We start from the raw sequence: 13610 nt of genomic DNA on the forward strand, positions 1-13610 counted from the left end.
GGCCGAGCGCAAAATGGATTCTAAAAAAACACCTTGCCAAATAGGAGCGTCAGGACGCAAGTAACCCCCGCCGCACGAAGTGCGCAGCGGGGGTTACTTGCATGTCCGAGGACGTTCTGAAAAGTAACACCAGGGCGGGCCCGGACGAGAACAACCGACTACAGGTCGATGTGCGATTCCTTGATCGGGAACGGCTCGGCGAAGTGGCACGCGCAGCAGTGGCCCGGGGCAACTTCCTTAAACTCAGGAAGCTTCTCGGAGCAGATGCCCTGCGCGATCGGACAGCGCGTGTGGAAACGGCAGCCGGTCGGCGGATCTAGCGGCGACGGCGGATCGCCAGCGAGGATGATGCGCTTGCGGGTCTTCTGAATATCCGGATCGGGCACCGGCACGGCAGACAGCAGTGACTGCGTGTACGGGTGGTGCGGCTCGCTATAGAGTGTCTTCCAGTCCGAAACCTCGACCATCTTACCCAGATACATAACGGCAACGCGATCGGAGATGTGCTGCACGACGGACAGGTCGTGGGCGATAAACAGATACGCCGTACCGAACTTGTCCTGAAGTTCCTTGAGCAGGTTCAGAACCTGGGCCTGAATGGAAACATCCAGAGCGGAAACGGGCTCGTCGCAGATGATCAGCTTGGGCTTCAGAGCGAACGCGCGGGCGATGCCGACACGCTGACGCTGACCGCCCGAGAACTCGTGCGGATAGCGGTTGATGTGCTCGGGGTTGAGGCCGACGACGTCCAGCAGCTCACGGACACGCTCAATGCGCTCCTCCTTGGTGCCCACGCCATGAATAGTCATGGGCTCGGAGACGATCTCGCCGATGGTCATACGAGGATTGAGCGAAGCATAGGGGTCCTGGAAGATGAACTGCATCTCACGACGCATGTCCTTGATCTCATGCTTGCTCATCTCGGCAACGTCTTTGCCCTGGAAGAACACCTTACCTGCCGTCGGCTTGGTCAGGCGCATGATGGTGCGGCCCGTGGTGGACTTACCGCAACCAGACTCGCCGACCAGGCCAAAGGTCTCGCCCGGATAAATCTCGAACGAAATGTCATTCACAGCAGAGACGACGCGCTTGGAAAAACGCTTGGCGAACATGCCGGACTCTGCGGGGAACTCCTTAGAAAGATGCTCGACCTTCAGCAGCGGAGTGCGCTCGTTATTGTCTGCCATTTACGCCTCGCCTCCCTTCTTGGAATCCTTGCGCGTGCGGGACGTCTCAGGGGCGTTCTTGAGGAACTCGGGGTCACCGGAATAATGGCACGCAGAATAGTGGCCGGACTCGGTGACAACGCGCTCGGGGCGCTGCTTGCGGCACTTGTCGGTCGCATAGGGGCAGCGAGGAGAGAAGACGCAGCCCTCGGGCAGGTTCATGAGCGAAGGCGGGTTGCCGTGAATCGGCGTCAGCGGCTTCTTCTCATCGATGGCCTGCTCCGGGATGGAGCGAATAAGACCCCAGGTGTAGGGATGGCGGCTCTCGTAGAAGATTTCCTCAGCAGTACCGAACTCGACGGGACGGCCGGCGTACATAACCATAATCTTATCGGCCATATCGGCGACGACGCCCAGGTCATGGGTAATCATAATAATGGCGTTGCCGTTCTTCTCCTGCATCTCCTGCATGAGCTCGATAATCTGAGCCTGAATGGTAACATCCAGAGCCGTCGTGGGCTCGTCGGCAATCAGGATATCGGGATCGCAGGCAAGAGCCATAGCGATCATGACACGCTGACGCATACCGCCGGAGAACTGGTGCGGATACTCATTGACGCGCTTCTCGGGCTCGGGGATACCCACGAGGTCCAAAAGCTCGGTAGCGCGCTTGAGCGCCTCCTGCTTGGAGTAGCCGCGGTGCAGACGAAGGCCCTCGCCCACCTGCTTGCCGATCTTATAGACCGGGTTCAAGGAGGTCATAGGATCCTGGAAGATCATCGCGATGTCGTTACCGCGAATGTGCTGCATCTCTTCCTCGGTCATCTCGAGGATAGAACGGCCGCGATAGCGAACGTCGCCGCCCTCAATCTTTCCCGGAGGCATCGAGATAAGACCCATGATGGTCATGGCGGTCACAGACTTACCGGAGCCGGACTCACCGACGACACCGAGGGTCTCGCCGCGATCGAGCGTGTAGGAGACACCGTCGACAGCGCGAACAACGCCATCTTCGGTGTGGAAATACATCTTAAGGTCATCGACCTCGAGCAGATGCTGGCCCTCGGGAACCGGCTGGTCCTTCAGGTCCACATAGTTCTTGTTCTTCTTCATCCTTATGCGTCCTTCATCTTGACGTCGAGGGCGTCGCGCAAACCGTCACCCAGCAGGGTGAAGGCGAGCACCGTCGAGAGAATTGCCAGACCGGGCATGATCATCATCCAGGGAGCAGTCAGAAGATACTGCTGACCGTCCTGAATCATGGAGCCCCACGAAGGCGTAGGCGGAATAACGCCCATGCCGAGGAAGGACAGAGCGGACTCGGTCAGAATAGCGCCGCCGATGTTCATGGTCGCGTAGACCACGATGGAAGCAACGGAGTTCGGGAAGATATGGCGCATAACGATACGGGCATCGGATGCACCCATGGCGCGGGCGGCGTCAACATAGTCGTTCTCTTTGACCGTGAGGATCGCGGATCTAAAGACGCGCGCAATCGAAGGCCAGCCGAGAATACCGATGGCGATAAAGACGTTCTGAAGGCCACGGCCGATAACGGCGATCATGGCGACGACGAACAGCACGTACGGGAACGCCAGGAAGATGTCCGCGCAGCGCATGATAATCGTATCCCAGATGCCGCCATAGAAACCGGCAAGGGCGCCCATGACCAGACCGATCACCGTGGAGATGGCGGTGGCCATAATACCGACGGAAAGCGAAACACGTGCACCGTAGATAACACGAACGAGAATGTCGCGGCCAAGGGCGTCGGTGCCAAACGGGTGCTCGGCACACGGAGCCAGCAGCGACGTCTCGGCCATGGTGGTCGAGTCGGAAGCCGTCGGCGAACCGAGCCAGGGCTTAGCCCACAGATCTGCGGTCAGGGCAACCAAAACGACGACGATGATCCAGCAGACACCGATAACGGCGAGCTTGTTCTTGCGAAGACGCTTAAAAGCGTCGCCCCACAGCGTGCGGGACTTGGCGGGAGCAGATGCGGCCTTGGTGGCGGTAGCCTGCTCCTGAGACTGAGAATCAGTTTCCTGCATGAGACGTACCTCCCTTAGGCCTTATCCGACGGACCGCCAAGGCGGATGCGCGGGTCGAGGAATGCATAGCTAATGTCGACGAGCAGGTTGATCACCATGACGACGACGACGATGAGCGTAACGCCGCCCATAACGATGGGCCAGTCACGCATGCTAATGGCGCGATAGACCTCATAGCCGATACCGGGCCAGTTAAAGACCGTTTCGGTCAGGATGGCACCCGAAAGCATGCCGCCAAAGTCGACACCAATATAGGTAACGACGGGGATGAGTGCATTCTTAAGCGCATGCTTGATGATGATCGCGCGATTGGAGAGACCCTTGGCCTTTGCCGTACGGATGTAATCTTGGTTCATGACGTCAAGCAGCTGTGAACGCATAATGCGGGCAGCATAAGCGGTCGAAACCGAAGCCAGCGTAATGGTCGGAAGCACATAGTGCATCCAATCCTGATACTGAGAGCTGGAACCGCCGGCACCCGAAATCGGCATGGAGAATGCGCCGCCGGTGAGATCCTTAAGGATGACGCCGAAGAACAGCTGCAGCAGCATGCCGAGCCAGAAGGCGGGAACGGCAACGAGGATCGACGTGGTGAGCGTTACCAAAATATCCCAGAAGGAATAACGCTTTACCGCCGAAATGATACCCGCACCGATACCCATGATCGCCTCGAGCACGATGGCGCACGCGGCGAGTTTGACCGTATACGGATACTTCTGGGCAAAGATTTCCGTAACCGGCAGCTTGCGCTGGTACGAATTACCCAGATCGCCATGAAGCAGACCGTTCATGTAATACAGATAACGGTCTACAAGCGACGTCTGAACGGGATCGCCGTTCTCGTCAAGGATCGCGTTACCGTCCTCGTCCGTCTGGACCAGGTGATAGCGTACGCGAAGCTGAAGCTCTACCTCGGGGGACAGAGCCTTGTCTCCACCGATCAACTTGATCGGATCTCCCGGCACGATATTCTGGAGGGCGAACAGAATCAGCGTGACGCCCAAAAACACCGGGATGAACTGAAGCACACGTTTAACGATGTACTTACCCATACCACTCCCCTATCTAGGGATTAACCTAAATGGGATGCCGATCGCCAGACCGGCATCCCAAAATTACCATCAGCCAGTTTACCCCAGGTTAGGGGGAACTGTATGTTTCCCATGAGGTCTACGTAAATACTTGACCCTCACGGAAGCTGCAAAACTCTTAGGCGAGCTCAGCGGTACCCAGATCGGCGTGCTTCTGCGGATCAACGTAGAGGTACTTGACGCGGTCGGAGCCAGCGATGGTGTGCGTGTAGAACATCACCGGGATGACCGGGCAGTCGGCGGCGACCATGGCGTCGGCCTCCTGCATCTTGGCGATACGCTCGTCGTCGTCAACCGTGGCACGGGCCTCGTCAACCTTGGCGTCAAAGTCGGGGTTGCTGTAACCGGAGCGGTTGTCGCCACCCAGGGAGTCGGAGTGGAACAGCGGATACAGGAAGTTGTCCATGATCGGGTAATCGGCGATCCAGCCCAGACGGCCGAACTGATAGTTGAAGTTCTGATACTGCTCGAGCAGGGCAGACCACTCAGGGGTATCGGAGACGGCGGTGACGCCCACCTTGGCGAGGTCGCCGATGATGGACTCCATGATCTCCTTGTGGCCGCCGTCCTGGTTGTAGGACAGGGTCACATTGATGCCACGATCGCCGTTAGCGCCAGCGGGAGCGACCTTGTCGAGGTACTCGTTAGCCTTGTCGACGTCGTAGGCGCAGAACTCCCATGCGCCCTCCTTGTAGCCGGCGATTCCCGGAGGAACGATGCCGTCAGCGGGGGTACGGGTGCCCTTGAAGATGGTCTTGCAGATGGCCTCACGGTTGATAGCCAGGGAGATGCCCCTACGCAGGTCAGCGTTGTTGAACGGCTCGGCCGTGGTGTTGCACGTCAGATAGTACGTGGAAGGCTCGGAACCGAGCAGCATGCGCGCACCATCACTCATGGTGTAGCCATCCTTGGACTCGCCGCGGTCCTTCTTGGCGGCGTCGATCTGAGCAACGGGAACGTCGCAGACATCAAGGTTACCGGCCTGGAACTCCTTGTAAGCGGTCTCCACGTCCTTGATGACCTGGAAGTGGATGGCGTCGATCTTGGCCTTGTCGCCATAATAATCGTCGAACTTCTTGAGGTTGATCTCCTGACCATCCTCCCACTTACCGTCCATCATGAACGGGCCGTTGCCGACCGGGGCAAGATAGAAGCTCTTGACATCGGTCTCGGCGCACTCGGGAACCGGGGACAGAGCCGGGTGAGAGGCGACGAAGGGGAAGTCGGCGTAGGCGGAAGTCAGCTTGACGACGAGGGTCTCGTCATCCGGGCAGGTAACGCCGGACAGCTCGGTAGCATTACCGGCAAGCAGATCGTCATAGCCCTCGACCATGGAAAGGTGGTAGGAGACCTCGGAAGGACCATACTCGGTAGCGATGGCCGACTTAGTGTTGACCAGGCGCTCCCAGCCGAGCTTGAAGGACTTGGAGGTAACGTCGTCACCGTTGTGGAACTTGGCCTTCTTGATCTTGAAGGTGAACTCGGTGGCGTCGTCGTTAGCCTCAAAGGACTCGCAAGCCAGCGGAACGATCTCGCCCTTCTCGTTATCGTACTCCGTCAGAGCGTCGAAGAGCTGGTACTCGACCTGAGTGCCCTGATCCTCCTGGACGTTGTAGGGGTCGATGCAGACCGGGTTGTTGATGTAGAAGTTCAGCGTCGAACCGGACTCAGAACCGGAAGCGTCGCCGCCCTTCTTGCCGCATGCGGCAAGAAAAGCCATGGAGCTCGCAGCGAGGGTGCCGCCAACAAAGGCGCGACGACCCATAACGGGCTGGTGGAACATAGAATCAGCCATGCCATCCTCCTTATGAGATAGGACAAAGTGAATTCGGCCGGGCAACGTCAAGACAGCCCGATCGAACCATTCAAACGCGGTCCGCCGTTATGGCTGGTTATGCAGTGCGGACCAACGTTTCGCAATACAGTAGCGCATTTTATGCACAATATGGCGCTAATTCCGGTTAACGGTCGAGAATTTCTTTAGTTAGGCGAAGTATGTGGGGATATTTTGACTCTATTACAAGTCTGTAAACAAAAAGGGCCCCGCACATGCGGGACCCTTTACAAACGTATATACGCCGATGCTTAGTAGCCGACGATGCCCTGCGGGAAGAAGAACATGCACAGAACGACACACACAGCAAAAACGACGGCCATAATTACCGTCAGGCGATCGAGGTTCTGCTCCATGACGCCCGTGGCAGAGCTGGAGTTATACAGCGAGCTAGCGATCATATCCGAAACGCCGGTGCCCTTACCGGAATGCATCAGAACGAGAATCGTCAGCGCCACGGCAGAAACAGCCCAAACGACAAACAGAAGAATCTGGAACGGACCCATAGATAAGCTCCTTAATAGAACAATTCAAACTCCAGTACTGTACCACAACCTTCAACACTCCCCCACCTGCCATTTAGGGACGGGGTAGAAATGGCAGAAATACCAAAAAGGGGGTCGTCCGGTTGTGGACAACCCCCTTACTAGAAAACGGTATTTGTTTTCTATTAGGCCTCGGTGGCGAGCACGCGACCCGTCATCTCGGCGGAAGGCTCAATACCAGCCATGGTGAGCATGGTCGGAGCGATATCGGAAAGACGGCCGTCCTCGATACCGGTGAGCTTGGCCTTATCATCAACGATGATGAACGGCACGCGGTTGGTGGTGTGAGCCGTAAACGGATGCTTGGAACCGTCGGAAGCAACGTCAAACATGTGATCGGCGTTGCCATGGTCGGCGGTAATCAGCGCAAAGCCGCCCTTGGCGAGAATCGCCGGGACAACCTTGGACAGAGCATCGTCAACAGCCTCGACGGCCTTAACGGCGGCGTCGAAGACACCGGTGTGGCCAACCATGTCGCAGTTCGCGAAGTTCACGATGTAGAAATCAGCGCGATCCTCGTTAATAGCGGCGACGAGCTTCTCGGTAACCTCGGGAGCGCTCATCTCGGGCTGCAGATCGTAGGTAGCAACCTTGGGGGAAGCGACGAGCACGCGCTCCTCGCCCTCCTTGGGCTCCTCGATGCCGCCGTTGAGGAAGAACGTCACATGGGCGTACTTCTCGGTCTCGGCGGTGTGCAGCTGCTTCAGGCCATTGGCGGCGATAACGTCGGCCAGAACGTTCTCGGGGAACGTCTTGGGGAAGGCGACCTCGACGTCAAACGTCGGATCGTACTCGGTCATCGTCACAAAGTGCGAAAGCTTAATCTGCTCGCGCTCAAAGCCGTCGAACTCCTTGTCCGTGAACACGCGAGTCATCTGACGAGCGCGGTCGGGACGGAAGTTGAAGAAGATGGCCGCGTCGCCCTCGTGAATGCCCTCGTTGTGGGCAGCAAAGGGCTCGACGAACTCGTCGCCGCGCGGATCCTTCTCGTAGTAGGCCTTGATACCGGCAACGGGGTCGGTATCGGCATCGGACGCGTTGACCATGACGTCGTAGGCACGCTGGATGCGCTCCCAGCGGTTGTCGCGGTCCATGGCCCAATAGCGGCCCGAAACGGTGGCAACGCGAGCGTCGCAACCGGTCTCCTCGGAGATCTTAGCCAGAAAAGCGCAGAACTCGCTCATGTAGCCGGCACCGGACTGCGGGTCGACGTCGCGGCCATCCATGAAGGCGTGGACGCGAACGGTCTTGACGCCATGCTGGGCAGCCATCTTGACCAGAGCCTCGACGTGGTTCATGTGAGAATGAACACCGCCAGGGCTCATAAGGCCCATAAGGTGGAGAGTCTTGCCGTCAGCCTTGACGTCGTCCATAGCCTTGACGAAGACCTCGTTCTTGGCGATGGAGCCGTCCTTGATGGCGTTGTTGATGCGCGAAAGCTCCTGGAACACGATGCGGCCGGCACCGATGTTGAGGTGACCCACCTCGGAGTTGCCCATCTGGCCGTCGGGAAGGCCCACGTCCTCGCCCGAAGCACCGAGCGTGGTGTGAGGATACTTCTCGTACAGGCTATCAAGGAAGGGCGTCTTGGCAGCGGCGACGGCGTTCTCGCCATCAGCCGGAGCAAGGCCGCAGCCATCCATGATGATCAGGAGTGCAGGAAGATGACGCTGTGCCATATGTCCTACTCGCCTGCCTTGACGACCATAGAGGCGAAGTCGGCAGCCTTGAGCGAAGCGCCGCCCACGAGGGCGCCGTCAACGTCGGGCTTGGCGACGAGCTCGGCAATGTTGCCGGGCTTAGCGGAACCACCGTACAGGACGCGGATACCGTCGGCGAGCTCCTCGCCAAACATCTCCTTGAGGGTCTCACGGATAGCGCCGCAGACCTCCTGAGCGTCCTCGGCGGTAGCGGTCTTGCCGGTGCCGATGGCCCAGATGGGCTCGTAGGCGACGACGACCTGCTTGGGGCAGGTGATCTCAAGACCAGCAAGGCCAGCTTTGACCTGGTTCACGACGTGCTCGACATAGGTGCCAGCCTCGCGGACCTCGAGGGACTCGCCGCAGCAGAAGACGGGAACAAGACCGGCGGCAACGAGGGCCTTGGCCTTCTTGTTCTGGTCCTCGTCGGTCTCGTGGAAGTAGTCGCGACGCTCGGAGTGACCGATGATGCAGTAGGTGCAGCCAGCGGACTTGAGCATGTCGCAAGAGGACTCACCGGTGAAGGCACCCTTGGCCTCCCAGTACACGTTCTGTGCACCGAGGGCGATGGGGGCAGCCTGAATGCGGTCATGAACCGTGGTGATGTCAATGGTCGGAGGGCAGACGAGCACCTCGACGCCAGCCGGAACCTCGGGCAGAGCCTGAGCCAGCTCGTCGGCGAGCTTGGCGGCCTCGGCGACGTCGTTGTTCATCTTCCAGTTACCAGCGATAAGAAGGGTGCGATTAGGCATCGAGAAGCGCCTCCACTCCGGGCAGGGCCTTACCCTCGACGAGCTCCATGGAAGCGCCACCACCGGTGGAGATCCAGCTCATCTTGTCGGCCAGGTTGAACTTGTTGACAGCCGCGACAGAGTCACCACCGCCGATGATCGAGGTGCAGTCGGCCTCGGCGACGGCCTCGGCGATAGCCTGGGTGCCGTGAGCGAAGTTGTCGAACTCGAAGACGCCCATGGGGCCGTTCCAGAACACGGTCTTGGCGCCCTTGACGGCCTCGGCGTAGAGCTCCTCGGTCTTGGGGCCGATGTCCATGCCCTCACGATCGTCGGGGATAGCGTCGGAAGCGACAACCTCGGGGACAGCGTCCTCGCCAAAGTGATCGGCAACGCGGTTGTCGATGGGGAGCAGGATCTTGACGCCCTTCTCCTCGGCCTTCTTGAGCATCTCGCCGGCGCGCTCGACCCAGTCCTCTTCCTTGAGGGACTGACCGACGGTCAGGCCCTGAGCCAGGAAGAAGGTGTAGGCCATGCCGCCACCGATGATCAGGGTGTCAGCGGAGTCGATGAGGTGATCGAGAACGCCGATCTTGGAGGAAACCTTGGAACCGCCGACGATAGCGACGAAGGGGCGCTCGGGCTCGGCGAAGATGCCGGTCAGCGTGTCGACCTCCTTCTCGAGCAGGAAGCCGGCGACGGCAGGCAGGTAAGCGGCGGGGCCCACGACGGAACCCTGGGCGCGGTGAGCGGTGCCGAAGGCATCGAGAACGAAGACGTCACCATAGGAAGCGAGCTTCTTGGCGATCTCGGGATCGTTCTTCTTCTCACGCTTGTCGAAACGGACGTTCTCGAGAACGAGGACCTTGCCCGGCTCGACGGCGGCGACAGCCTCAGCAGCCTTCTCGCCGTAGGTGTCGGCGACAAAGGCAACATCGAGACCAGAGAGCTCAGCGAGCTTCTTGGCGACAGGCTCAAGGGAGAGCTCAGGCTGGAAGCCGGTGCCCTCGGGACGGCCGAGGTGGCTCATGAGAATGACGCGAGCGTTGTGCTCAACGAGGTAGTTGATGGTGGGCAGGGCAGCCTTGATGCGGGTGGTGTCGCCAACGACGCCATCCTTGATAGGCACGTTGAAGTCAACGCGGACGAGAACGCGCTTGCCGTCGACATCGATGTCGCGGACGGTCTTCTTGGTAAAGGCCATGTTTGCTTCTACCTTTCGTACGTGTCTGCCTCCCATTACGGCAGACGATTTCCTATAAAAAGGGCGCGACCCTAGGGTGTAAGCCCTATAAGGCCGCGCCCTTCTTTAGACGCTCAACGAGCTATTCGCTAAAAGCTAAATTAAGCAACGAACTTCTCGAAGTACTTGATGGTGCGGACCATCTGAGAGGTGTAAGAGTTCTCGTTGTCGTACCAAGAGGTGACCTGAACGAGGGTCTGGCCGTTGCCGAGATCAGAGCACATGGTCTGAGTGGCGTCGAAGATGGAGCCGTGGGTCTCGCCGATGATGTCGGTGGAGACGATGTCGTCCTCGTTGTAACCGAAGGTCTCGGAGATGGTGGCAGCGTAGGCCTTCATAGCGGCGTTGACCTCGTCGACGGTGACCTTCTTGTCAACGACAGCGTAGAGGTTGGTGATGGAGCCGGTCGGCGTCGGGACGCGCTGGGCGGCACCGATGAGCTTACCGTTGAGCTCGGGGAGAACCAGGCCGATAGCCTTGGCAGCACCGGTGGTGTTGGGGACGATGTTGACGGCGCAGGCGCGGCTACGACGCTTGTTGCCCTTGCGCTGCGGGCCGTCGAGCGGCATCTGGTCGCCAGTCCAGGCGTGAATGGTGGTCATGATGCCGGACACGATGGGAGCGAAGTCGTTCAGACCCTTGGCCATCGGGGCGAGGCAGTTGGTGGTGCAGGAAGCAGCAGAGATGATGTTGTCCTCAGCGGTCAGCGTCTCGTGGTTGACGTTGTACACGATGGTGGGCAGATCGCTGCCGGCCGGAGCGGAGATGACGACCTTCTTGGCGCCAGCGTTGATGTGGGCCTGAGCCTTAGCCTTGCTGGTGTAGAAGCCGGTGCACTCGAGAACGACGTCGACGTCGAGGTCGCCCCAAGGCAGGTTGTTGGCGTCGGCCTCCTTGTAGATCTTGATCTCCTTGCCGTCAACGGTGATGGAATCCTCGCCAGCAACGACCTCGTGATCGCGAGCGTAGTTGCCCTGCGTGGAGTCGTACTTCAGCAGGTAAGCGAGCATATCGGGAGAGGTGAGGTCGTTGATAGCGACGATCTCGGAGCCCTCATGACCGAACATCTGACGGAAAGCCAGACGACCGATGCGACCGAAGCCGTTAATAGCAACCTTTACTGCCATTGTGTCTCCTTTCGTAAGGCCCCCGCAAGCTACAGCGCCCGCCGTTGAGGCCCACAAACTAACCACTCGCCTAATATACCTTTTTTTTGACTTGAATTTCACGAGAATAGTCGAAATTGAAAATCAAATTTACGTTAAAACGTTTTAAAGAATAAAATAGCAGCTAAATCCGTATATAAGTCGATACTTTAAACTACCGGTTTGCTTCAATGAGCTTTTCAAGCCTCAAAACTCGATGGTAGAGGGCCGACTTCGACAAGGGAGGGTCAGCCATCTCACCTAAATCACGCAGCGACAGATCGGGATAGCGCTCGCGCAGGTCGCAAAAGACCGCCAAGGCATCCGGAAGCGCATCGCGAAGGCCGCGCTGCTCGAGCTCATCGATAAGCGCAAGCTGATGTTGGGCAGCACCGGCGCTTCTGGTCTGGTTGGCGAGCTCGGCGTTCACGCGACGGTTCACATCGTTCTTAACCAACTTGACCGCGCGCGCCTCCTCAATCTCGGCAACGCTGCGCTTGGCACCAATCAGCTTTAATAGATGCTCGATTTCCTCGGCGCTCTTAATGTACACGGCATATGACCCCCGCCGTGCATTAACACGAGCATGGACCCCAATCTGCCCCAACAGGTCGCAAAGCCCCTTAGCATATTGCTCGCCCTGCACCGCGATCTCCAAATGAAAATCGCCGCGTGGATCGGCCACGAAGCCGCCCGCGATGAGCGCGCCGCGGATGTAGGCAAGCCTGCAGCAGGGACGGGCAACGATGTGTCGGGGAACACCAGCGACGAGCCCTCCCCTGCGGTCTAGAATGCCCAGCAGCACCAGAGCCTTGTCCAGGTCGGGTTGATCGGGCAGGGTAATGAGATAGTTACGGACCTTATGCAAGACCGATTTACGAACGGTGAATTCCGTTTTGAGCTTAAGAATGCGATGCGTCAGCGTGATCATCGTGCGCGCGACGGCTCCCGTCTCGGTCGCGACCGTCAAACGATACCGCCCGGAGCCGGCCAACGAAAGCGTACCGCTCACACGCGTCAGGGCGGCAAGCGTCGACAAATCGCAGTATTCACATTCGGGTTCGCAGCGCGCAAGCTCGTCACGCACCTCGGCGGTAAACGACATGCAGGCCTATGCCTTCGTGTTGGCGCGCGACAGGTCGCGGTGGGAGATGCTCACGTGATACTGGGCGCCTTCCAGGTAACGGGCCGTGGCCTCGGCGATGGCGACGCTACGGTGCTGTCCGCCCGTGCAGCCGATGGCGATAGAAAGCTGCGGCTTACCCTCCGCGATATAGCCCGGCATCACCGTATCGAGCAGCTGCGTCCAGGCCTTCCAGAACTCCTGGGTCTTGGGATGGTCCAGAACAAAGTCGGAGACCTTTTTATCGAGACCGGTCATGGTGCGCATCTCGGGATCGTAGAACGGATTGGGCAGGAAGCGAACGTCGATCATAATGTCCGCCTCGACGGGCATACCGTGCTTAAAGCCAAACGAGAACACGTGAACGTCCATGAGCTGCTGGTCGGACAACTCGGAGAACGCCATGCGCAATTTGTTGCGCAGCGCAGAGGTGCGTAGGCGGCTCGTGTCGATAATCATATCGGCTCGATCGCGCACACCCTGCAGCTGCAGGCGCTCGCGCTGAATCGCATCGGCCGTAGTCTCCCCCGGCTTGGCAATGGGATGACGGCGGCGATTTTCGCTGTAGCGACGAATCAGTACCTCGTCAGAAGCCTCCAGGAACACGATGTCGCAGCTCATCTCGCGCTCTTCGAGCGCGGCGACCGCATCGAGCAGCTCATCGAACAAGCCCTGGCTACGCAAATCGCAGGTGACGGCGAGATGCCTGCCCACGCCCGTATTAATGCCGACGAGCTCGGCAAGCTGGGCGATCAGACGCGGAGGCAGGTTATCGATGCAAAAATAGCCCATGTCCTCGAACACGTGCATGGCCTGCGTGCGGCCCGATCCGGACATTCCGGTGATGATGACGATATCGGGGATGCGCTCCGAGCGCTCCGCCGCATCCATGGCATCTCCCTTTTGCATGTGCTGCCTCCCGAAAACAAGCACGGGACCCAGCAACCCGGATCCCGCGCGGTCAATTGCCTTTATTGAGTA

Annotated in this window: 12 protein-coding genes; all 12 read right to left on the reverse strand. The window is 58.9% G+C overall.

Features of this window, described 5'->3' with window-relative positions:
• Window positions 1–158: 158 nt before the first annotated feature.
• Window positions 159–1187, reverse strand: coding sequence for an ABC transporter ATP-binding protein (locus DWV43_RS06970; RefSeq protein WP_006236139.1), 1029 nt, complete (start codon window positions 1185–1187; stop codon window positions 159–161).
• The gene (locus tag DWV43_RS06975) at window positions 1188–2279 is read right to left on the reverse strand and encodes an ABC transporter ATP-binding protein (RefSeq protein WP_117564867.1); all 1092 of its coding nucleotides are present in this window, start codon (window positions 2277–2279) and stop codon (window positions 1188–1190) included.
• 2 nt (window positions 2280–2281) lie between these two features.
• The gene (locus DWV43_RS06980) at window positions 2282–3217 is read right to left on the reverse strand and encodes an ABC transporter permease (protein WP_117584279.1); all 936 of its coding nucleotides are present in this window, start codon (window positions 3215–3217) and stop codon (window positions 2282–2284) included.
• A gap of 14 nt (window positions 3218–3231) precedes the next feature.
• Complete coding sequence (locus DWV43_RS06985; RefSeq protein ID WP_089572952.1) at window positions 3232–4269, reverse strand: ABC transporter permease; 1038 nt, start codon at window positions 4267–4269, stop codon at window positions 3232–3234.
• Between the two features lie 157 nt (window positions 4270–4426).
• Window positions 4427–6103 carry an ABC transporter substrate-binding protein gene (locus DWV43_RS06990; protein WP_117584278.1) on the reverse strand — a complete coding sequence of 559 codons (1677 nt, stop codon included), beginning with the start codon at window positions 6101–6103 and terminating at the stop codon, window positions 4427–4429.
• A gap of 290 nt (window positions 6104–6393) precedes the next feature.
• On the reverse strand, window positions 6394–6648 hold the full coding sequence (gene secG, locus DWV43_RS06995; protein ID WP_006236144.1) for a preprotein translocase subunit SecG: 255 nt from the start codon (window positions 6646–6648) through the stop codon (window positions 6394–6396).
• Between the two features lie 164 nt (window positions 6649–6812).
• Window positions 6813–8366: a 2,3-bisphosphoglycerate-independent phosphoglycerate mutase gene (gene gpmI / locus DWV43_RS07000; protein ID WP_117584277.1), complete on the reverse strand. Its 1554-nt coding sequence runs from the start codon at window positions 8364–8366 to the stop codon at window positions 6813–6815.
• A 5-nt stretch (window positions 8367–8371) separates the two neighbouring features.
• Entirely contained in the window at window positions 8372–9139 is a 768-nt protein-coding gene (gene tpiA, locus DWV43_RS07005; RefSeq protein ID WP_089572945.1) for a triose-phosphate isomerase, read from the reverse strand.
• The gene (gene pgk / locus DWV43_RS07010; RefSeq protein WP_099431437.1) at window positions 9132–10322 is read right to left on the reverse strand and encodes a phosphoglycerate kinase; all 1191 of its coding nucleotides are present in this window, start codon (window positions 10320–10322) and stop codon (window positions 9132–9134) included. Before pgk ends, tpiA begins: the two co-directional genes overlap by 8 nt.
• 140 nt (window positions 10323–10462) lie before the next feature.
• A complete protein-coding gene (gap, locus tag DWV43_RS07015) occupies window positions 10463–11488 on the reverse strand; it encodes a type I glyceraldehyde-3-phosphate dehydrogenase (RefSeq protein WP_022094880.1) in 1026 nt (341 codons plus the stop codon).
• 193 nt (window positions 11489–11681) lie between these two features.
• A complete protein-coding gene (gene whiA / locus DWV43_RS07020; RefSeq protein ID WP_099431435.1) occupies window positions 11682–12611 on the reverse strand; it encodes a DNA-binding protein WhiA in 930 nt (309 codons plus the stop codon).
• A 6-nt stretch (window positions 12612–12617) separates the two neighbouring features.
• Window positions 12618–13538 carry an RNase adapter RapZ gene (gene rapZ / locus DWV43_RS07025; RefSeq protein WP_022094878.1) on the reverse strand — a complete coding sequence of 307 codons (921 nt, stop codon included), beginning with the start codon at window positions 13536–13538 and terminating at the stop codon, window positions 12618–12620.
• Between the last annotated feature and the right edge of the window lie 72 nt (window positions 13539–13610).

It is taken from the genome of Collinsella sp. AF05-9, from assembly GCF_003465595.1.
Taxonomy (GTDB): Bacteria; Actinomycetota; Coriobacteriia; order Coriobacteriales; family Coriobacteriaceae; genus Collinsella.